Source organism: Nocardia sp. NPDC004718 (assembly GCF_053601535.1).
In genome coordinates this window covers 18,022-38,076 of record NZ_JBSGCA010000013.1, presented here as the reverse complement: position 1 = coordinate 38,076, position 20,055 = coordinate 18,022, and the positions used below count along the sequence as shown (strand labels likewise).

Here is a 20,055-nt window from a genome sequence, read left to right as displayed (position 1 = left end):
GTCGTCGCCGCCTGCCTGAGGTCATGCCACGACTACCGATGCTCGTCGGCGGCCCGCCGGACTGAGATAACGTCGAGCAGGTGAACCGCACTCAGTGGACTATCCACGGCGAGCGTCTCGTGGACGAGAATCGCCATATCAGATTGTCGACCGTGGATGTGGAGCTACCTGACGGAGTGAAGTTCACGCAATACGTTGCGCGCATGCCGCGATGCGCAATGACGTTGGTACTGAACGACAAGCGCGAGGCGCTACTGATGTACCGGCATCGCTTCATCATCGATCGTTGGGTATGGGAACTCCCGGGCGGTTACGTCGATGGTGCCGAGGACGTAGCGACCGCCGCGGCACGGGAGGTCGAAGAGGAGACCGGCTGGCGTCCGAACACCATGGAGCATCTGGTCACCTATCAACCGGCCATCGGCACGCTGGATCAACCGCAGGAGATCTACCTGGCCCGTGGGGCGTGCTCGACCGACACCCAGCCGGACATCAACGAGGCCGAGGAGATCCGCTGGATTGCACTGGAGGAAGCGGAACGGATGATCGGGCGGGGCGAGATCGTCGGCGCCGCAACGGTAGTCGCGGTGTACCGAGCACTCAGTCTACCCGCCTAGCGATCGTCCTGACCTGCTGTCGGAACTCTGCGACATCGGGCAGCGCCGCGTGTGTAGCGAGGCGACTGCGCAAATCACGCAGGTAAGCAATTGTGCGTTGGGATCGCAACCCACTGACGAGTTCGAGCGCTTCAGTACCGAGTCGGACAGCTTCGTGTGGATCGCCATCGACGAGGGCGGAAGCCAGCAGGCAAAGATTGAACGCACGTCCGCGGGTGTACCCTTCCGACATCTTCAAGGATTGTTTCGCAAACTGAGCCGTCCGCGCGTGGTCACCGAGGTCGCGAAAACAGTGAGCGATCTTCGCCGACATATATGCATGATCGAAATAGTCGAGCCACGGTGGCCGCGCGCCGTCCGCTCGCCCGAAGGCAGCTTCGGCTGCATTGAGCGAAGCCGCGCAAGAGGATCCGTCCGCGCGCGCGGCATGCCCATGCGCTTCGACCAGATGGCATTCGGATTCGAGCGCCGGAAGCCCAGCTGTGCGCGCGGTGATCTGGGCTGCGCGGGCCAGGTCGATAGCGTCGCCTGCGCGCCCGACGTAGGTTGCTTGGTGGCTCATCGCGGCGAGGATTTCGGCACCGAGGCCCGCATCGCCTGCTGCCCGGGACATTCTCAGTGCTTGGATCAGATACCGCTGAGCGAGGCCGTGCTGTTCGAGATCATAAGCTGCCCAGCCTGCGAGCTTGGTCAGTTCGGCAGTGACGGCGAACAACTGCCGGCCGACCGGTTCCGTGTAACTCCCGTGCAGCAGCGGTGCAACTGAGCTGTGCAGATAATGCACGATTGTCGAGCGGACCTTGCCGCCACCGACACGATTGTCGAGGTCTCGGAACGCTGCCGTCATCGTTCGGACCGCAGCGACGTCGGATTGTCCGATCAGTCGGCCACCGCTGCCGGACATCGGATGCTCCGCTTCCCGCATGGTCAGCCATCGCATTGACGCAGCCGGGTAGACGGCCACGGCATACGAAGCACCGGTTAGGAATCGGCGGCGCTCCACATCACTCCTCCATAACGCGGTCGCAGCGGCCGTCGCCTCGGCAAGGCTCAATGAAAACTCCAGGCCCAGATCGGCTGACTCCTGGCCACGCGACATGCCACAGTCCGACGGAACGAGCCGACGACCAATGAGTTCCGTCAGGACTTCCGCGATCAATTCGGGAACTGGTGTATTCGGTTGCTCGCCAGCCAGCCATCTGCCTACCGATGTGTGGTCATAAAAGAGTTCGACGCCCACACTGTGTCCACGCTCCACAACTCTACGAGCCAGGCCTTTTCGGCTAATTCGGGTTTCCTCGAGTAATTCTGCCAGCTGGCGATTCGGCAGCTTAGGATTCCGCCCCATGTCCTCGAGTGTGACACGGGCTGAACGAGCGGCGCCAGGTTCGGGCAACTACGCACACCCCCTTTGCACACATTCCCCGTAGACGCACGCCTTTCGCGGGCTCGTCTCCGCGGGGTCTTCTTGATCCGGCCTCGGCGCCGGGTGAGCCGGTTCCTAAGCCGGGTACCTTCTGGGCCGCTATGACGCCGCGGGAGGTTCGCAGTCCCCGGCGCCGGGTGCCATACCAACCAACCAATCGAGGGGTGGACATGGCGGAAATCGTGCTCGGCTACATCAGGCTGGATCGGTCCGGCAGTGATCACAAAGCTGAGGAGCGCGCGATTCGGGCGCTAGCCGAACGAAAGGGCTATCCCGAACCGGAAGTGCTGGTCGTGGATCGCGATGCGCTGATGCCGACGCTGCTGCTCGTGCAGGCGATCCGCCGGGTGGGCGCTTCGGCCGTCATCGCTCCGACTCGGGAGCACATCTGGACTGCCAGGCGTGCGCTCACGGAGGAGGTGGCGCTGATTGTCGTTGCGCCCGAACAGATGTGGGAGCGCGGGCACCGGTGGCTGCCGTTCGGATCGTCGGATAGCGGGGTGGGCGTTTGATGTCCGGCTGGTCCGAGTTCGGCACAGCGCTGATGCTGGGGGCGGCGGCGGCCGCGGTGCTGCTGACTGTCTTCTTCGCGGCGAGCCGATGGTGGCGGAAGCCGTTGCGTGGTCCGAGCGTCTATCACATCGCCGAACGCGTGGGCCATGAGCAACTGTGCCTGCTGGGCTGGCCGCCATTGGGTTGGCCTGCAGTAGAGCCGAGAGACGGCCCGGAAGTCGCTCCCGGCGATGCGCACGCGCTCATGCAGGTGCATCTGGAATGCGATGCGAATGAATGCTCGTGGAAATGCGCGGCGGTCGACGCTCTGCGGCTCGCGGGCCGGATGCGTCCTTCCAAGTATCCGCGTCGACCGGACCGCCATTGACCCGTCGGCCGGCAACCGTCGCGTGCTCCGCAAACCACCGGCCCGTCGTCACGACGGGCCGTAAATTGCCTCGGCATCGCGGAGCAACGGCACGAAGCGGATAGCCATCCGGGTCGATGGTCGCCAACCGCGCGACGACATCCGCGTCCAGCAGTTCGGTGATCTCCGCATCCCGTAGTGCTCGCACCATAGGTTCATGCTGCCCGAGGCAGGGCTGGACTGCGGTATGGCTCGAGGCGACGGTGATCGATGTCAGTCCGAGCCCATCACACCGCCCGCGCCCGATACGTTCTTGTGAGCCCACTGATCAGTCGACGTGGTGCGTTGAAGGCCGCGTCGAAGCTGCCCGCGCTGCTGGTTTCGGGTTCGGTTGTCCGGTCCGAAAACTAGCCGCCGGAGACGATGGCGGCAAGGTTGGCGAGCTCGTTCTCCCGTCCCTGGGTGAGGCGCTGAGTCCAGACGTCGTCGTGCATGGCGTCGACGGTCATGACCACGCGGACGCCCGCGTCGGTCGGCTCGAGCTCGACGGTGGTGAGGAATTCGTACGGCTCGACGCCGGGGATGAAGTCGGCCAGGGAGGTGTAGGCGAGCCGGTCGGGGCCGTCGATCTCGGTGAACGTCTTGCGGGACTCGGTCGACAGTGGCATGCCCGCGGATCGCATGAATTCGATTTGCTCGGGGGCGGTCGCGGTCATCGTGTAGACCAGTTCGCCGCCAGGGCGCAGGTCGAGCTGATCGACGCGGACGGTGAAACCGTCGGGCGCCCACCACTTCTCGATGCCCGCCGGGGTGGTCCACAGTTCCCAGATCGCCTGGGCGGTGGCGGGGTAGTCGCGTTCGATGCGGATCTGCTCGGACATGGCGTGCTCCTGGTTCAGAAGTATTCCTTGAAAGGAATATATCTGAGGAGGCATGCTTGGTCAATGGACCCCGCACTATTCGCCGCTCTGGCCGAACCGAACCGCATGCGGATCGTGGAGTTGCTGAACGCCGCGCCGCGTCCGGTCGGCGAGATCGCTACCGCACTCGGCCTGAGACAACCGCAGACGACCAAACATCTCCAGGCGCTCCAGCGCGCGGGCCTGGTGGTAATGGAACCGCTCGGGCAGCGCCGCATCTACGCCCTGCGCCGGGGTCCGCTGCGCGAGCTGCGACAGTGGCTGGCGGGATTCGAGGCCGACCATCCCTCGGAGTCGGTGCTCGCGGAATACCGGGTGGCAATCGCCGCCGAGCCGTTGTCGGCCCACGAATTTCATCGGACGCTGTCGGCGCCGCCGGCGACCGTGTGGGAGTGGTGGACCTCGCCCGATCTGGCGCGCCGGTGGTGGCACCCGGCGCATTTCGAGGTCGCCGACTGCGTCCTGCGGCCGGTCGTCGGGGGCGCCCTGTCGATCGTGCTCCGCGAGGGCGACGGTGCGCTGTATTCCAGCGCCGGGCGCTACCTCGAAGTCGTTCCGCCCGAACGGCTCCGGTTCGAGTTGTCACCACTGGACGGCAACGGGACCCCGTTGTTCCGGGCCGACCATCTCCTCGAGTTGACCAGCGTCACCGGCGGCACCCGCGTCGACCTACAGATCGACGTGTCCGACCCGACCCCGGGCTCGGAACCGGCCATGGCCGGCATCCGCTTCGGCTGGAATCAGCTGCTGGACACCCTCGCTCACGTCATCAACTCGGCCACAAGCTGATTCGGCTACCGACTGATGCTGTCGAGATCATCGAGGTCGCCGCGCCTCGCCCGGGCTCCTTTCCGCTCGAGCGCGGCGGCCGATGCACCCGAACGGGCGAGCCCGGTGACCTCGTGACCAGCGTCCAGCAACTGGTCGACGACGGCAGAACCGATCCATCCGGTCGCTCCGGTGACAAAGATTTCCATGCTGAAACTCCTTCGTGTAGGTCCGCGACTACTTCGCTGATTCGATCCGGCGGTGAGCAGAGCGGCAACCAGCGGTCTGTGATGTAGGCGGACGCCCGTAACCCGTGCAGCGGTATGCGCTGGTCGGCTGCGGGTGCTGACACGGCGACCGGTGGTTGCGCAGCGCATCGACGCCGTCGGGCTGCAACGCCACGTCGCGGCCGTCGTCCCGTCCTTCGCGGTCGCGGCGCTACTGGTCGCCACGAGCCGCTACGTCGGCCTCGTCCCGCAGCGCCTCGCCGAACAGTACGGCCCCACCCTCGGCCTACATGAACCTGAAGGGTTCCCGCCCGAACATCATCGCCCAACTGCTCGCCGATTCCCCGGCCGGCCAGCTCGGCTGGATCGTGGAGAAGTACCGCGAGTGGACCGACAGCTCCCACGACCTGCCCGACCAGGCCGTCGACCTCGATCGCTTGCTCACCACGGTCAGCATCTACTGGTTCACCGACACCGCCCGCAGCGTCGCCAACCTCTACTACGAACGCTTCCACGACGCCACCATGTTCGCCCCGAAACCGAAGGGCACCGTGCCCACCGGCGTCGCGGTCTTCAAGGACGGCGACTACGCCATCCGCCGCTTCGCCGAACGAACCCACAACATCACCCACTGGTCGGAGTTCTACTCCGGCGGCCATTTCCCGGCCCTCGAGGTGCCGGACCTACTGATCGGCGACATCCGCGAGTTCTTCAGCGCGCTCGGTTGATCGGCTGGAAGTCATAGGCAGGCGGTTGTCACCGCCTGCCTACGCCATGCGTGGCGACGAGGAGGAGTAGCTCGAGAAGACTCCGCTGGGGCGTAGCGGGCGCGCGGCGGAGACCGTGGATGTCGCGGTGTTCCTGTCGTCGGACAAGGCGGCCTGGATGAATGGGGAGGTAATCGATCTCAACGGGGGTGCGCATCTGCGGCAGAATCCCGATGTGCTGGGGCGGGTTCGGGCGATGGCGGAGGGCGGATGAAAAGGACAGGGTGGTGAATCCGTGCGGTAAGTAGTGTCGAGCGGGGCAACATTGCGAGTGGGGTGGGAGCCGGGGTGAGTGGGACGGAATGGGAGATGTTCTGCTCGGAGGTGTTTGCCATCGCCGAGCGTTACGCCATCCAGACGTTTTCGAATCCCGGCACCCTGGTGCTCTCCAGCGGATCCTCGTCCACGGAAGCCGAAGTGCGCGGGGCCAATCCACACATCAAACTGGTGGATATGGGTGACGCCGCGGTGCGCATCGAAACGGGCTGGTGCGTCCGCGCCATCGCCGACTACGAAATCCAATTCGAGGACAAGCCGTCCCAGGCGGCCGCGGCGGTCGAGGCGATCATTCTCGGGGGCGCCGAAGAGTATGTGATCACCGATGACGACGACCGGTGGGTGGCGTTCGGGTGGTGTATTCGGGGCAAGGATTCCCTGATGTCGCAACCCCCGCACATCACCTCGGGACGAAAGGCGGTCCGTCGGCTCCTGCCATGGCGGTCGGCCTGACCGCGCGGCCAGGAGCTCGACCGAGCCGACCCCAGCTGCCGTCGGTGCAGCGTGCCCAGCCGTGGAGTGGCCGGGCGCGGTGGAGCTCGTGCTCAGCGACATCGACACAGTGCACCTCCTGCTGCAGCGCCTCACCGACCACCGTGAGTGGGTCGTGCGCGCACTAACATTCATCAGACCGTTTCTACCCTGCGGGACGCCGCCGCCTCGGGAATGAGACCTCCCGCGTGACTTGGTCAGTGATGAGAACCGCCGCTGACGACGATCTCGACGGCGCCCACTGACCGCCACGACGAGAAGGACGACACCATGGCCGGGCTGCTGAATTCCGCGCATGCCATCACCAAGCTCCCCGCTCAGGACCTCGATCGAGCGCGACGGTTCTACCGTGACGTCCTCGGGCTCGAAGCTGTCGAGGAACGCGAGGGTGGATTGCGCTACGTATGCGGGGCGACGGAGTTCCACCTGTTCCTGTCGTCGGGCACCGCATCAGGAATCGCGACACAAATGGGCTTCGAGGTCGATAACCTCGACAAGGTCATGGCCGAACTCCGTGAACGCGGACTGCGCTTCGAAACAGTCGATGTCCCCCGCTTCATGGTCGACGGCGATATCGTGACGGCCCCCAGCAACTACCCCAGCAAGGGCAACGGCGAGCGCGGCGCGTTCTTCCGCGACAGCGAAGGCAACTTACTCGCCCTCGGACAGGCGACCCGCTGACCGATGAGCACATTCCCCATCCGCTCCAACGCGGTCCGCCGTATCAATCCTCAGCGCCCGAACAAAGCACCCGGCATCAGCAGGCGTGTGCCAGGCCCGCGCCGAAACCTTCGGCCATATAAATGTCGTGCATGGCCTTCCTGGCGCGTGCCGCAGCTTCGGTGTCGGGCAGCGCTGGCAGGCTGCTGGTACCGGTCGGTGGAAGCGTTCGCATTTCGTGCCGCAGGGGATCGCTGGCATACGGGAATCAAATGGCCATGATATGGGGGGACGCCGTTCGATGGGTGTCGGATACTCAGCCGGGCGTCATCGAGGTAGAGTTCACCGACGCCGAGGGTGTGACGCACAGCTTGATCGACAAAGTGTGGATCTTTGGCGCACCCGACGACTTGGGGTCGGACTCGGCCTACCCGGTGCCCGTCGAGATCGGCGTGGACCTCGTCGAACAGGTCGGCGACTCGACGGTGGTCGATCTCAAAGCCGAGCCACACAACACCGACCGCATCCGGTACATCGTTCCGAGCGCGGACATCGTCTGCTGACTGGTGTGGCGCCGTGCCGATCAGGCTGACGCGGTACATCCGGAGATGGGCGCCTGCGCCGCCGCTGCTCTCCGGATAGTTGGCGCCGAGGCGGGATCAATCCAATCGGCTCAACCGCGCGATGATCGCGGCGGCCATCGCCGCCGGGTCGCCGTGGTCGGGCCGCAGGACGATCTCGGCTTCGGTTGGCGCTTCGTAAGGGGCGTCGATGCCAGTGAAGCCGTGGATCTCGCCTGCGCGGGCCTTGGCGTACATGCCTTTCGGGTCGCGCGCTTCGCAGACCGACAGGGGAGTGTCGACGAACACCTCCAGGAACGGGATGCCCGCCGCTTCGTGGGCGGCGCGGACGCGGTCACGGTCGGCGCGGTAGGGGCTGATCAGCGAAACAACAGCCACCACACCGGCTTCGGCGAACAATTTCGCCACTTCGCCGACGCGCCGCACGTTCTCCTCCCGATCGGCCGCGCTGAATCCGAGATCGGAATTCAGGCCGTGGCGCAGGTTGTCGCCGTCGAGGAGGAACGCCGGGCGGCCCGCCGCCACCAACCTGCGCTCCAGTTCCACGGCGACAGTGGACTTTCCGGAGCCCGACAAGCCGGTGAGCCAGACCGTCAGGCCGCGGGTGGCGCGCTCGTCGCGCTCGACAGCGGTGGAGTGCCAGACCACCCGGGAGGACGGCAGGCTCGGACCGGTGATCATGCCCGCCGCGACGGTGTTGTTCGTGGTGTCGTCGACCAGGATGAAGCTGCCGGTGGTGCGGTTGCGCCGGTACGGGTCGAACAGCAAGGGCTGGCGGGTGCGCAGCTGGACGCGGCCGATCTCGTTGAGCGACAACGACTCCGCATGCTCGTCGCGGTGCAGGGTGTTGACATCCAGCCGGTAGTCCAGGGAGCGCACCTCGGCGGTGGCCGCGCGGGTGGTGTGCCGGATGGTGTAGGTCGCGCCGGGCGTGAGCTGGGTGTCCTCGGCGAACCAGCACACCATGGCGTCCAGATCGCGCCCGGTGTTCGGGCGGTTGTTCGGGCGGCAGATCAGGTCGCCGCGGGAGATGTCCAGCTCGTCGGCGAGCTGGATGGTGACCGCCTGCGGCGGAAAAGCTTCCGTGACGGGTGCGCCGCCCGGCCCCCAGATCGCCTCAACCGTGGTGGTGAAGCCCGATGGCAGCACCGCCACTTCGTCACCCGGCTTGAACACTCCACCCGCCACGGTGCCCGCGTAGCCACGGAAGTCCTGGGCGTGGCTGCGGGTGACGTACTGCACCGGGAAACGCGAATCGATCAGGTTGCGATCCGAGGCGATGTGCACCTCTTCGAGATGGTGCAGCAACGGAGTGCCTTCGTACCACGGCATGCTCGCACCCCGGTGCACGATGTTGTCGCCGTGCAGCGCCGACACGGGCACGAACGTCAGATCCGAGACGTCCAGTTTGGAGGCGAACCGCGCGAACTCCTCGCGGATCTCCTCGAACCGGTCCTGCGACCAGTCCACCAGGTCCATCTTGTTCACGCACAACACCAGGTGCGGGATGCCGAGCAAGCTGGCGAGGAACGCGTGCCTGCGGGTCTGCTCCACCACGCCCTTGCGGGCGTCGACGAGGATCAGCGCCAGGTCCGCGGTGGACGCGCCGGTCACCATATTGCGGGTGTACTGAACATGCCCGGGGGTGTCGGCGATGATGAACTTTCTTCTGGGCGTGGCGAAATAGCGATGCGCCACGTCGATGGTGATGCCCTGTTCGCGCTCGGCGCGCAGGCCGTCGGTGAGCAGCGCGAGGTTCGGGTAGTCGTCGCCGCGGTCGCGGCTGGTGCGCTCCACGGCGGCGAGCTGATCGGTGAACAGCGTCTTGGAGTCGAACAGCAGCCTGCCGATCAGCGTCGATTTGCCGTCGTCGACGCTGCCCGCGGTGGCAAGGCGCAACAGTGTGGTCGTCATCAGAAGTAGCCTTCGCGTTTGCGGTCTTCCATCCCCGCCTCGGAGATGCGGTCGTCGGCACGGGTGGCGCCGCGCTCGGTCACCCGCGCCGCGGCGACCTCGGCGACCACGTCCGCGGGTGTGGCCGCGGTGGACTCGACACAGCCGGTGCAGGTCGCGTCGCCGACGGTGCGGAAACGGACGGTGGCCTCATACGGCTCCTCGCCGTCGAGCAACTGCAGAAAACGGGTGTGCGCCAAAAGCATTCCGTCGCGCTGGACCACCGGCCTGCGGTGCGCGTAGTACAGCGGGGGCAGCTCGATGCCCTCGGCGGCGATGTAGCTCCAGATGTCCAGTTCGGTCCAGTTCGACAGCGGGAAGACGCGAATATGCTCGCCCGCGCGGTGCCTGCCGTTGTAGAGGTTCCACAGTTCGGGGCGCTGCCTGCGCGGGTCCCACTGGCCGTACTCGTCACGGAAGCTGAACACCCGCTCCTTGGCGCGGGCCTTCTCCTCGTCGCGGCGCGCGCCGCCGAAGACCGCGTCGAACGCTCCCTCCTGGATCGACCGCAGCAGCGTCGTCGTCTGCAACCGGTTGCGGGAGGCGCGCGGCCCGGTCTCCTCGACGACCCGTCCGGCATCGATGTCCTCCTGCACCCGTCCGACCACCAGGCGCAGGCCCAGGCGGGCCACCGTCTCGTCGCGGTAGGCGATCACCTCGTCGAAATTGTGCCCGGTGTCGATGTGCAGCACCGGGAACGGTAGCGGCGCTGGCCAGAAGGCCTTGGCCGCCAGGTGCAGCATCACCACCGAATCCTTGCCGCCGGAGAACAGCAACACCGGGCGCTCGAATGTCGCTGCCACTTCACGGAATATGTGCGCCGACTCGGCCTCGAGCGCGTCCAGATGGGGCAGCTCGTAGGTGCTCGCCGTCGACTTCGCGTACTGGCTCACACCGCAAAACTAGAACACGTTTCGGTCTTCGGTCAATGGTCTGCGTCCGCCCGAGTTCACCGTCACCGCGTCAGCGGCGTCCACCAGTGCCGCGCCGCGGCGGGCGATCTCCGCCCCGGTGATCGAGCGGCCGACGTACATCGTGAGCACCATGTTCTGCCTGCCGTCGCCGTCGTAGGTCGGTGCGGCGAGCAGGCTCACCGCGTGTTCCTTGCGCGGCCGTAGATCCGCGCCCACGTACACCCGCTCGCCGAGGCTCGTCACCAGCTCGCCGACCAGTTCGCGCAGCTCAGGGGGTAGGTCCCGATCGGCGACCCCGGCCAGCAGTGAGTACAGCCGACGTCCGGCGGTGGTCATGCTCTCCACCAGGAATCCCCGCTCGCGGCATTCGGCGACCACTTGACGCAGGCGCGTCTCGTCCTGTCGCAACGGCACCGCGGGCGGCTTGGCCAGCCAGGCGTCGAACGCCGCGTCGGTATCCCAGAGCACGTACATCAGGCCGACCGGCGGCGCGAAATGGTAGGCAGCGCCCACCTTCACCAGCCCGGGACCGGTGCTCTCCAGCACCATGATCTGCTCGCCGACGACCGCGGACGCGGTGCAGGTGGTGTGGTAGCGCGCGGAGAGTTTGTCCAGCTCGACGCGGGCGAGCGCGGAGATGGCGAAGCTGTCCTGCGCCACCCGGCCCGCCGCGATCAGTGCGGGCCCGAGTCCGTAGGTGCGGGTATCGGCGTCGCGCATCAGGTAGCCGCCCGCGGTCAGCTCGGTGAGGATGCCCAGGCAGGTCGGCTTGGCCAGGTCGAGTTCGCGGGCGAGCTCGGAGAGCCCGAAGCGTTTCCCGCGCTGTTCGACGAAGAAATCCAGGACCTGCACCACGCGGGCGGTGGGCGTGGACCGACGACCGACCATTGACCACTCCTAGAACACGTTCTAATCTTTCTTCTATCGAAATGTACCAGAGTGGTACATATTTGGAACACCGGAGAGAGCCTCTTGCTGACACAGCCGTTCGCGGACGCCATCGCCGCCGCCGAGCAGATCATCACCGGAGCCGCGCACATTCGCACCGAACAGGACCTCGTCGAGGGCTACGACTATCTGGCGGGCAGCATCCGCGCGTCGTTGCAGATGGCCTGGGCCTACGAGCTGGACTTCCCGTTCTTCGTCATGTCCACCGGCCCGTACACCAAGATGGGCCTGGACAACCCCGACACCCTCTACTACCACTCCTACCTGCGCCCGGACGCCGAATATGTGGTGACCGGCACCCGCGGCACCACCCGTGACCTGAGCTTCCAGGTGCTCAACGGCAACTATTCGCCTGTCGACGTGCCCGACAGCCTCACCGCTTTCGACGACCGAAAGCTCGACATCCGCGCGGACGGGACCTATGAGATCCGCTTCGGACCCGGCGAAGCGGGCCCCGGCTATGTGCACCTCGGCGCCGACGCGGCGATGCTCGTGGTCCGCGAGGTGCACAGCGACTGGTTGACGGAGAAGGCGGGCACGATCCGCATCCAGCGCGTCGACCGGATCGGCGACGCGCCGCCGCCGCTGACCAAGGACGTGCTCACCAAGCGATACGGCGTGGCGGGCAAGATGCTGGTCTCGCGGTTGAAGACCTTCCTGGCCTTCCCGGAGTGGTTCTATCTGAACCTGCCGGTGAACACGCTGACCGAGCCGAGGCCGACGCCGGGCGGGCTGAGCACCCAGTTCTCCTCGGTGGGTCACTACGACCTGGACGACGACCAGGCCATGATCATCACGGTGCCCAAATCCGACGCCCCCTACCAGGGCTTCCAGCTCGGCAGCATGTGGTACCTGTCGCTGGATTACATCAACCATCAGACCAGCCTCACCGCCGACCAGGCACACGTGGACCCGGACGGGATGATCCGGCTGGTGGTCAGCGAGCGCGATGCGGGCCTGGCCAACTGGATCGAGCGCACCGGCCATTCCCGCGGCTACCTCCAGTTCCGCTGGCAGCGGCTGTCGCGGGAGATGAAACCCGACGACGGGCCCACCGTGGAGATCGTTTCCGTCGCGGACCTGCCCGATCGCCTGCCGTTCCACGAACAGGCGCTGGTCACGCCGGAGCAGTGGCGCGACCGGATCGCGGCGCGTCAGGCCGCCGTCGCGGAGAGGATGCTCGGCTGATGTTGTTGCGGGACAAAGTGGTCGTCGTCTCCGGCGTGGGGCCGGGACTGGGGCGTGCGATCGCGGTGCAGAGCGCGAAGGCGGGCGCGGACGTAGTGCTGGCTTCGCGGACCGAATCGCGACTGAACGAGGTGGCCAAGGAGATCACCGACCTGGGCAGGCGCGCGGTGGTCGTGCCGACCGACATCAACGACGAGGCCGCGGTCGTGAATCTGGTCGAGACCGCGCACAGCGCCTTCGGCAAGGTCGACACGCTGGTGAACAACGCCTTCGCGATCCCGCCGATCGTCGACCTCGCCGACGTCGACCTGGATCAGGTGCGCGCGGGCTTCGAGACGAACGTGCTGGCCGCCTTGCGTCTGACCAGGCTGTTCGTGCCCGCCCTCGCCGAGAGCAAGGGCTCGGTGGTGATGATCAACTCTGCCGTGCTGCACCACTCGCGGCGCACCTTCGGGCCGTACAAGATGGCCAAGGCCAGCCTGCTCGCGCTGGCGCAGAGCCTGGCCACCGAACTCGGTCCGAAGGGCATCCGGGTCAATTCCGTCGCCCCGGGCTACATCTGGGCCGACAACCTGAAGTGGTACTTCAACTACCTGGCACAGCAGCGGGGGATCACCTCCGAGGAGGTCTACGCCGAGACCGCGAAGACCACCGACCTGCGCAAACTGCCCGAACCCGACGAGATCGCCGACGCGGTCGTGTTCTTCGCGTCCGCCATGGCGCGCGCGATCACCGGCGCGTGCCTGGACGTCAACGCCGGCGAATTCCACCACTAGGAGATGACCGTGATCGGTAGGGACGACGTCGGGACCGTCGACGATCTGCACGCCTCGGCGACCAAGGTGGTCGGGCTGGACGACTTCGGCGGCGACGACTACCGCGAAGGGCTCGAGGTGCTGCTCGAGTCCTATGCGAAGGACGCCGAACTCACGCCCTTCGGCAACAAGGTGAACCGCGCGTTCCTGCGCGGCGCGCTGATCGCCCGGCTGCTCAGCGAGGCGTCCTGGCGGCAGCATCCGGAACACGCCGACGTGGCGATCGAGCGCCCGATCTTCGTGACCGGTCTGCCGCGCTCGGGCACCACGGCGGTGCACCGCCTGCTCAACGCCGACCCGGCGCACCAAGGGCTGGAGATGTGGCTGACCGAGATGCCGCAGCCGCGCCCGCCGCGCGCGACGTGGGCGGGCAACCCGGTCTACCAGCGCCTCGCCGCCGCCTACGACAAGCACCACGTCGAACATCCGGAGTTCATGGGAGTGCACCACATCTCGGCCGACCAGGTCGAGGAGTGCTGGCAGTTGCTGCGGCAGTCGGCCATGTCGGTGTCCTACGAGTGCCTGGCCTACCTGCCCACCTACTCCGAGTGGTTGCGCGAGCGGGATTGGACATCCGCCTATCGCAGGCACCGGCGCAACCTGCAACTGATCGGGCTGCCGGACGCGGGCAAGCGATGGGTGCTGAAGAACCCGAGTCACCTGTTCGCGCTGGACGCGATCTTCGAGGTCTATCCGGACGCGCTGGTCATCCAGATGCACCGCGATCCGCGCACCATCATCGCGTCGGTGTGCAGCTTGAACGAGCAGGCGTCGGCGGGCTGGTCGGAGAAGTTCCGCGGTCCGGTGGTCGGCGCGACGCAGCTGGATCTGTGGGCGCGCGGCGCGGAGCGGTTCCTCGCCGACCGCAAACGCCACGACGCGGCGCAGTTCTGCGATGTCGACTACGACGAGTTCGTCGCCGACCCGATCGGCACGGTGACGTCGATCTACCGGCACTTCGGGCTGCCGCTGACCGCCGAGGCCGAGGCGGCGATGACCGCGTTGCACGCGGAGAGCACGTCTGGGGCGGCACGCCCGGCGCACCGCTACACCCTCGCCGATTTCGGGCTGACCGCCGAGCAGGTGGACGCGCGGTTCGGCGCGTACCGGGAAGCGCACTTCCCGGGGCGGTGATCGGACGGCGCTCGCCGGTGGCACGTCCGACCGGCGAGCGCCGGAACACTGCGACGACATGTCAAGCGAGTCTGCATCGTGTGCCGATGCGGTCGCGCCGGATTCGCGGGCGGCCCGCCTGCCTGCGCTTTTGAGATCGACGGGAACCACTTCGGCCGACAGGGCATTCCATGCGGCCGTGCACAGTGCGCCATTCGCGAGGGCGCCCGGCGTTCGGCTCGTCGGCAGGTGATCCGGTCATCCAGGTGCGCAACCATTTCCGTGTCGGCGGAGTCGCGATCCGTCGACGCGGAAGCGTGCACCGGGGGTCAGCGAGCACGGGCGCTATGAGGGCGGCGCGAGCGTAGTGGACAAGGGAACCGGGGCCCACGTTCTCCCCAGCATTCGGTGGCCGCGCCGTTCACCACCCGTGCGCGAAGTCGACGCCGACCAGCGGACTCCGGCAGATGCGGTACCGAGGCTCGAACCGGCCGATCCTCGCCGCGCAGGCGCCGAGGATCAGGGCTGTCCGGGCTTCAGCACGATGAACAAGCCGTTCGCCTCCGCACACAGCCGGTCGCCGTCGTGCAGGGTGGCCCGCACATAGACCTTGCGCCCCTCCTGCCGTTCGGCCCACGCGCGCACCTCGAGTTCGGTGTTCAGCGGAGTGATGGAGCGGTAGTCGACGGTGAGCGACGCCGTTCTGGTCACCGCGCCGGAGCGCACCGCGGCCGCCATGCCGAGCAGGTCGTCGAAGGCGATGGCGATCTGACCGCCGTGGGCGGCGCTGTTGCCGCCGAGGTGGAAGGTGCGGAAGGTGAGGCGCGCGTCGACGCCGTGCTGCGGGTCGACATGGTCGATGACGAACGGCGGCAGGGTGATGTTGCCGCGGGCGGGCAGGTCGAAGCGGGTCCAGTTGGGCGTCGACCACTCGTCCACCCGTGCGGCGTCGAGCTTGTCGTTCAGCTCCTTGAGAATGCCGATCGCCTCCACCGCCAGCTCGTCGGAGGGCGAGGCCAGCCGGACGCGGTCCATCAGGCCGCGCACCTGCTCGATGAACTGGCCGTAGTGCGGCCCGCCGCGGGAGATGTCGTCCTTGGCTGCCTCGTGGGCGGCGATCAGCTGGGTCATCGGCCGGAACCCGCCCTCGTGGTGCTCCTGACTCGGCAGCGAGTCGCCGTCCCGCGGTTCGTTCATAAGAACAAGTTATCGGTTGCCCGGTGAATGCTCGCCGCGCGGGTGCTGTGTCCGTCGTCACGAGCCGTCACCGCCTAGGCTGGTGCGCGACCGCATATCGCCTTTCCCGGGTGGTATCGGCCTGGTTCCGGCGGCCGGATACGCGTTGCGGCCGCGCTGGATCCCTGACCGCTTCGGCTGGCGAAAGGCTCTGTGCGCATGGGTATCACCGCGGTCGTGTTCGACATGGACGGCGTATTGATCGACTCCGAGCCGGTCTGGGAACTGGTGCGGCGTGGCTACGTCACGGAGAAGGGTGGGCGATGGCTGCCCGACACCCAGCAGCGGCTGATGGGGATGAGCACCGGGGAATGGTCGGCCTATCTGAGCGGCGAACTCGGGGTCGGCGAACCCCCGGAGACCGTCGCGCGGGAGGTGATCGAGCGGATGTCCGAGCGCTACGCCGAGGGCGTGCCGGTGCTGCCGGGTGCGGTCGAGGCCGTGCAGCGGATCTGTGAGCACTGGCCGCTGGGGCTGGCCAGTTCGTCGCCGCGCGCGCTCATCGACACGGTGCTGGGCCGGACGGGTCTGATCGAGTACTTCTCCGTCACCTTCTCCACCGAGGAGGTCGATCGCGGCAAACCGGCACCGGACGTCTACCTGACGGTCGCGACGTTCCTGCGTCAGCGGCCGAGTGACTGTGCGGCCGTCGAGGACTCGAGCAACGGCATGCGCTCGGCCCACGCGGCCGGGATGCGGGTGATCGCGGCGCCGCGCCCGGAGTACCCGCCCGCCTCCGATGCGCTCGGCTTGGCCGCCAAGGTCATCTCCGGCCTCGACGAACTCACTCCTGGGCTGATCACCGGCTGAGTCGCCGGGTCAGGGACGGTAAGAGGTCAGCAGGGTGCGGGCGGCGGCAGCCAGGTCCTCTTCCAGCCAGGCGGGCAGCTGCGCGGCGTGGGCGTGGCGGCGCAGCGCCGCATAGGGCAGGTCGACGATCGCGCGGCTGACCGCATCGATCTCTCGCTCCTCGTCCCTCCCGAACAAGGCGAGCGCGATGCGGCGCAGATGCTCGATCAGCGGGGCGTTCATCTCGGCCAGGGTCGCGCGGAACTCGGCGTCCGGCTCGCCGTCGAGCAGATCGCTGGGACGCAGCTCTAGCAGGAGCTTGGCGTCCTGGGGGAGTTCGCGGCCGAACCGCAAGGCGGCGCGCACCATCCCGACGCCCGCGTCCACCGGATCCGGCTGGTCGGCGGCGGCGAGGGTGCCGTCCTGGAAACGGCGCAGCGCGCGCAGCCACGCCGCGGTGAGCACACCGTTGCGGTTGCCGAAACGGTGATACAGAGTGCCGACCGGAGCGCCACTGGCCTCGGCGATGGCCGACACGCTGGCCGCGCGGGGCCCTTCGGCGAGGACCAGCGCGCGCGCTGCGTCGAGGATCACGTCGCTGTCGTGCTTGCGGGGCGGCGCCATGTACTAGTACGTTCCTTCTATATGGAGCGATTGTCCTATATTGACGAGCATGCCAGATCGGTCGACGCGAATCGCGACCGGGCGTGGCAAGCGACGCTGAGAGTCGTCTGTCGCGACCCGCACGAGCCGTCGCCGCCCACCGGGTTCGTCGTCGATTCCGTCGCGGAACCGCACCGTTTGGCGCTGCGCGGCCAGCATTGGTTCTCGAAATACGCGCTGATCTTCGAATTGGACGAGGAGGGCCCGGGCCGGACTCGCGTCCGCGCGCGTAGTTACGGCGACTTTCCCGGTCTGCACGGCCGGATCTATCGTGCGCTGGTCGTGGGGACGGGTGGTCACCGACTGGCGGTGCGTCAGATGCTGCGCAGGATCGCGGCGGCGGCATGATCCCGGGGACGGTGTGGGGCGCCACCGAAGCCGAACGCGAGGCTCCCTTGCCGTGCGACGACCGGCTACCCGGCGGCCTCCAGGCCGATCGCGCGATCAGCGTCGATGCGCCGCCCGCTCTCGTCTACGCCTGGCTGTGCCAGTTGCGCGTCGCGCCCTACAGCTACGACCTGCTGGACAACTTCGGCAGACGCAGCCCGCGCCGGCGCGACCCGATGCTCACCGAACTGGCGGTCGGTCAACGGTTCATGTCCCAATTCGAGCTGGTCTCCTTCGTCTTGGGCAGGCACATCACGCTGGTCTCGGGCAAGGTGCGCGTCACCTACGCGGTGCGACCAGAAGGCACGGGAACTCGCCTGCTGGTCCGGATACGCTGCGGCGCGCCCAGACTCGTCGCGATGGCATTGGCCCTCGGCGACCTGCTCATGATGCGTAAGCAACTGCTGACGCTGAAGGAACTCGCCGAAGCCGAATACCACTCCGCCCCAGCGGATTCCCCGGGGCCGCCGGAACGGTGACGGCCGCGAGGTGCCCGACGCGACGACGGTAGCGCGATCCTGGTGGTGTGGGAGACGTGCATATGGAGGTCATCCGTACGAGCGAAGGGGTGAGGTTCAGCAAAGGCGCTCGACCAGATCGAACTTGCGTTGTTCATAGCCTTTCGGCACGGTGTCGCGGACCGAGATCAGGGCGTGTGCCCATGCGCCGAGGAGGGTGCGGTCGCCCACCGTGCGGCCGGGATCCGGTGTGGGTTCGGCGGTGAGCAAGGGGAGTGGGTGGATGCGGTGACGGGCCTCGTTCTCCAGTACTGTCGCTTTGTCCACGAAGATCCGCAGGTCGTGATTGAGGAGATAGCGGCCGACGGCGCCGTGTTCCGGCGGCAGCAGTGCGGCGACCGAACCTGCTGTGCGATAAAGGTTTTCGCCGAGTAGGGGTCGTTGCGCATCCCGTCCCGCCCAGGTGACCCGAGTGGGTTCGGTGAGCAGTCGCTCGATCCCTTGGACGAGGTGGTGGCCGATCCTGGCGTGTTCCATCAGCCGCGGGCCCGCGTCCACGTAGCCGAGCAGGCGGTGGTCGCCGGTGCGGAGTACTGCTCGATAGAGCTGCCACACGTAGTCGTATTCCCTTCGGTGGTAATCGATTTCGTTGCATGCTCACACGCGTTTGCGGTGTGGCGATTACAGCGGCGTTACCACCGTGGTGCGGTCAATCGGCCTGCGCGCAGGCGACCGCCCGGTCGAGCAGGAGTGCCTGCTCGGAAGTATTGCCCGTCAGTTCCGCCGCGCGCGTGAATTCGGCGCGGGCCTGCGCATACCGGCCCAGCTGGGCGAGCAGGTCGCCGCGCACGGCGTAGCGCAGGTGGTAGTCGGTGAGGGCACCCGCGGCGACGAGCGCGTCCACCAGCTCGAGCCCCGCGGCGGGGCCGTGCACCTTGCTCACCGCGACCGCGCGATTCAGCTCCACGACGGGGGAGGGAAAGCGTTGCGCCAGAACGGCGTACAGTCCGGCGATGCGCCGCCAATCGGTCTCTGCCGGCGTCGCCGCCATCGCGTGCACCGCGGCGATCGCGGCTTGCAGCGCGTACCGTCCCGGCGGCAGTCCGCGCTCGTATGCCGCACTGTTCGCCCGCCCGAGGGCGGCCAGCCCGCGCCGGATCAGCAGGCGATCCCACCGTGCGCGGTCCTGGTCATCGAGCAGCACCACCTCTTCGCCGGTTCCGGTGCGCGCAGGCAGCCGGGAAGCCTGTAGCTCCAGTAACGCGACCAGGCCGTGCGTCTCCGGCTCGGCGGGCAACAACTCGCCGAGCATGCGGGCCAGGCGCAGCGCGTCCTGGCACAGCTCCTCGCGGACCCAGTCCTCGCCCGCCGTCGCCGCGTAGCCTTCGTTGAAGATCAGGTAGACCACGGCCAGCACCGAGGCCAACCGGTCGGCCAGCTGGGCGCCGCGTGGCACCGTGTAGGGGACCCGCTTGTCGGCGATGGTGCGTTTCGCGCGCACGATCCGTTGCGCCACGGTCGATTCCGGCACGACGAACGCCCGGGCGATCTCCTCGGTGGTCAGCCCGCCGAGCAGCCGCAGGGTGAGCGCGACGCGGGCCGGTTCGGTGAGCACCGGGTGACAGGCGATGAACATCATCCGCAGCAGGTCGTCCTCGACCAGGTCGTCGTTCGTATCGGGCGGCGGCTGCTCGGTCACGAGATCGCGACCGAGCAGCTCCAGCTTGCGGGCGAAGGTGCGGTTGCGCCGCACCCGATCGATCGCCCGGTGCTTGGCGGTGAGCATGAGCCAGCCGCCCGGGTTCGGCGGCACGCCGTCGCGCGGCCACTGCTCCAACGCCGCGACCAACGCGTCCTGCGCCAGTTCCTCGGCGGCGCCGATATCGCCGACCACCCGGGTGAGCCCGGCGACCAACCGGGGCCATTCCATCCGGGTCACGGCTTCGGCGGCGCGTCGCGCCGAATCCGCGGACGGCTGCCCGCTCATCCGCCGTGCCC

24 protein-coding genes and 1 pseudogene are annotated in these 20,055 nt (G+C 67.4%); 15 read left to right on the top strand and 10 right to left on the bottom strand.

The genetic code is table 11. The annotated features are described in order from the left end of the window. Positions 1–80 precede the first annotated feature (80 nt). Positions 81–617 (top strand): NUDIX hydrolase, encoded by a 537-nt coding sequence (locus tag ACWEH3_RS12355; RefSeq protein ID WP_452358312.1) that lies wholly within the window; start codon positions 81–83, stop codon positions 615–617. On the opposite strand, the gene ACWEH3_RS12350 is transcribed toward ACWEH3_RS12355, so the two are convergent. Continuing rightward, complete coding sequence (locus ACWEH3_RS12350; protein WP_450025189.1) at positions 601–1,857, bottom strand: hypothetical protein; 1,257 nt, start codon at positions 1,855–1,857, stop codon at positions 601–603. The genes ACWEH3_RS12355 and ACWEH3_RS12350 overlap by 17 nt on opposite strands. A gap of 356 nt (positions 1,858–2,213) precedes the next feature. Between ACWEH3_RS12350 and ACWEH3_RS12345 the strand changes: the two genes are divergently transcribed. After that, positions 2,214–2,555 carry a hypothetical protein gene (locus ACWEH3_RS12345; RefSeq protein WP_450025187.1) on the top strand — a complete coding sequence of 114 codons (342 nt, stop codon included), beginning with the start codon at positions 2,214–2,216 and terminating at the stop codon, positions 2,553–2,555. Further along, the gene (locus ACWEH3_RS12340; RefSeq protein ID WP_450025185.1) at positions 2,555–2,923 is read left to right on the top strand and encodes a hypothetical protein; all 369 of its coding nucleotides are present in this window, start codon (positions 2,555–2,557) and stop codon (positions 2,921–2,923) included. Before ACWEH3_RS12345 ends, ACWEH3_RS12340 begins: the two co-directional genes overlap by 1 nt. 386 nt (positions 2,924–3,309) lie before the next feature. Here the strand turns inward: ACWEH3_RS12340 and ACWEH3_RS12335 are convergent, their stop codons facing one another. Continuing rightward, complete coding sequence (locus tag ACWEH3_RS12335) at positions 3,310–3,783, bottom strand: SRPBCC family protein (protein WP_355158435.1); 474 nt, start codon at positions 3,781–3,783, stop codon at positions 3,310–3,312. Between the two features lie 63 nt (positions 3,784–3,846). On the opposite strand from ACWEH3_RS12335, the gene ACWEH3_RS12330 reads away from it, so the two are divergent. After that, positions 3,847–4,611: a metalloregulator ArsR/SmtB family transcription factor gene (locus ACWEH3_RS12330; protein WP_450025183.1), complete on the top strand. Its 765-nt coding sequence runs from the start codon at positions 3,847–3,849 to the stop codon at positions 4,609–4,611. 14 nt (positions 4,612–4,625) lie between these two features. On the opposite strand, the pseudogene ACWEH3_RS12325 reads toward ACWEH3_RS12330, so the two are convergent. Further along, positions 4,626–4,799 (bottom strand): annotated as a pseudogene (locus ACWEH3_RS12325) (NAD-dependent epimerase/dehydratase family protein); the annotation flags it as partial. 308 nt (positions 4,800–5,107) lie between these two features. Between ACWEH3_RS12325 and ACWEH3_RS12320 the strand changes: the two are divergent. The 5 genes from ACWEH3_RS12320 to ACWEH3_RS12300 all read left to right on the top strand — a co-directional run bounded on the left by ACWEH3_RS12320 (position 5,108) and on the right by ACWEH3_RS12300 (position 7,575). Continuing rightward, complete coding sequence (locus ACWEH3_RS12320; protein WP_450025181.1) at positions 5,108–5,545, top strand: alpha/beta fold hydrolase; 438 nt, start codon at positions 5,108–5,110, stop codon at positions 5,543–5,545. Positions 5,546–5,630: 85 nt separating this feature from the next. Further along, positions 5,631–5,798 carry a hypothetical protein gene (locus ACWEH3_RS12315; protein ID WP_450025201.1) on the top strand — a complete coding sequence of 56 codons (168 nt, stop codon included), beginning with the start codon at positions 5,631–5,633 and terminating at the stop codon, positions 5,796–5,798. 74 nt (positions 5,799–5,872) lie between these two features. Beyond that, a complete protein-coding gene (locus tag ACWEH3_RS12310; RefSeq protein ID WP_450025179.1) occupies positions 5,873–6,313 on the top strand; it encodes a hypothetical protein in 441 nt (146 codons plus the stop codon). Between the two features lie 309 nt (positions 6,314–6,622). Then, positions 6,623–7,033 (top strand): VOC family protein, encoded by a 411-nt coding sequence (locus ACWEH3_RS12305; protein ID WP_450025177.1) that lies wholly within the window; start codon positions 6,623–6,625, stop codon positions 7,031–7,033. Positions 7,034–7,284: 251 nt separating this feature from the next. After that, positions 7,285–7,575 (top strand): hypothetical protein, encoded by a 291-nt coding sequence (locus tag ACWEH3_RS12300; protein ID WP_450025175.1) that lies wholly within the window; start codon positions 7,285–7,287, stop codon positions 7,573–7,575. Positions 7,576–7,671: 96 nt separating this feature from the next. Here the strand turns inward: ACWEH3_RS12300 and cysC are convergent, their stop codons facing one another. From cysC to ACWEH3_RS12285, 3 genes are read right to left on the bottom strand one after another with little or no spacing between them, the layout of a single operon-like run. Beyond that, on the bottom strand, positions 7,672–9,507 hold the full coding sequence (gene cysC, locus ACWEH3_RS12295; protein WP_450025173.1) for an adenylyl-sulfate kinase: 1,836 nt from the start codon (positions 9,505–9,507) through the stop codon (positions 7,672–7,674). Next, on the bottom strand, positions 9,507–10,439 hold the full coding sequence (gene cysD, locus ACWEH3_RS12290; protein WP_450025171.1) for a sulfate adenylyltransferase subunit CysD: 933 nt from the start codon (positions 10,437–10,439) through the stop codon (positions 9,507–9,509). The genes cysC and cysD overlap by 1 nt, the downstream gene beginning before the upstream one ends. 9 nt (positions 10,440–10,448) lie before the next feature. Then, on the bottom strand, positions 10,449–11,348 hold the full coding sequence (locus tag ACWEH3_RS12285) for a helix-turn-helix domain-containing protein (protein WP_450025169.1): 900 nt from the start codon (positions 11,346–11,348) through the stop codon (positions 10,449–10,451). 84 nt (positions 11,349–11,432) lie between these two features. On the opposite strand from ACWEH3_RS12285, the gene ACWEH3_RS12280 reads away from it, so the two are divergent. Genes ACWEH3_RS12280 through ACWEH3_RS12270 form a run of 3 tightly spaced genes read left to right on the top strand, consistent with a single transcriptional unit; the run spans position 11,433 to position 14,545 of the window. Continuing rightward, entirely contained in the window at positions 11,433–12,596 is a 1,164-nt protein-coding gene (locus tag ACWEH3_RS12280) for a hypothetical protein (protein ID WP_450025167.1), read from the top strand. Continuing rightward, entirely contained in the window at positions 12,596–13,372 is a 777-nt protein-coding gene (locus ACWEH3_RS12275) for an SDR family oxidoreductase (RefSeq protein WP_450025165.1), read from the top strand. The genes ACWEH3_RS12280 and ACWEH3_RS12275 overlap by 1 nt, the downstream gene beginning before the upstream one ends. Before the next feature lie 9 nt (positions 13,373–13,381). Then, a complete protein-coding gene (locus ACWEH3_RS12270) occupies positions 13,382–14,545 on the top strand; it encodes a sulfotransferase family protein (protein ID WP_450025163.1) in 1,164 nt (387 codons plus the stop codon). A 498-nt stretch (positions 14,546–15,043) separates the two neighbouring features. On the opposite strand, the gene ACWEH3_RS12265 is transcribed toward ACWEH3_RS12270, so the two are convergent. Beyond that, entirely contained in the window at positions 15,044–15,721 is a 678-nt protein-coding gene (locus ACWEH3_RS12265; RefSeq protein ID WP_450024946.1) for a PaaI family thioesterase, read from the bottom strand. A 198-nt stretch (positions 15,722–15,919) separates the two neighbouring features. On the opposite strand from ACWEH3_RS12265, the gene ACWEH3_RS12260 reads away from it, so the two are divergent. Next, positions 15,920–16,570: an HAD family hydrolase gene (locus tag ACWEH3_RS12260; protein ID WP_450024944.1), complete on the top strand. Its 651-nt coding sequence runs from the start codon at positions 15,920–15,922 to the stop codon at positions 16,568–16,570. A 9-nt stretch (positions 16,571–16,579) separates the two neighbouring features. Here the strand turns inward: ACWEH3_RS12260 and ACWEH3_RS12255 are convergent, their stop codons facing one another. After that, a complete protein-coding gene (locus ACWEH3_RS12255) occupies positions 16,580–17,173 on the bottom strand; it encodes a TetR/AcrR family transcriptional regulator (RefSeq protein ID WP_379256232.1) in 594 nt (197 codons plus the stop codon). 21 nt (positions 17,174–17,194) lie between these two features. Between ACWEH3_RS12255 and ACWEH3_RS12250 the strand changes: the two genes are divergently transcribed. Both ACWEH3_RS12250 and ACWEH3_RS12245 read left to right on the top strand, forming a co-directional pair. Further along, positions 17,195–17,560 carry a hypothetical protein gene (locus tag ACWEH3_RS12250; RefSeq protein WP_450024942.1) on the top strand — a complete coding sequence of 122 codons (366 nt, stop codon included), beginning with the start codon at positions 17,195–17,197 and terminating at the stop codon, positions 17,558–17,560. Next, positions 17,557–18,078, top strand: coding sequence for a hypothetical protein (locus ACWEH3_RS12245; protein ID WP_450024940.1), 522 nt, complete (start codon positions 17,557–17,559; stop codon positions 18,076–18,078). Before ACWEH3_RS12250 ends, ACWEH3_RS12245 begins: the two co-directional genes overlap by 4 nt. Before the next feature lie 96 nt (positions 18,079–18,174). On the opposite strand, the gene ACWEH3_RS12240 is transcribed toward ACWEH3_RS12245, so the two are convergent. Together ACWEH3_RS12240 and ACWEH3_RS12235 are read right to left on the bottom strand one after the other, a co-directional pair. Further along, a complete protein-coding gene (locus ACWEH3_RS12240; protein ID WP_450024938.1) occupies positions 18,175–18,672 on the bottom strand; it encodes a hypothetical protein in 498 nt (165 codons plus the stop codon). 94 nt (positions 18,673–18,766) lie between these two features. After that, positions 18,767–20,044 carry an RNA polymerase sigma factor gene (locus ACWEH3_RS12235; protein WP_450024936.1) on the bottom strand — a complete coding sequence of 426 codons (1,278 nt, stop codon included), beginning with the start codon at positions 20,042–20,044 and terminating at the stop codon, positions 18,767–18,769. Between the last annotated feature and the right edge of the window lie 11 nt (positions 20,045–20,055).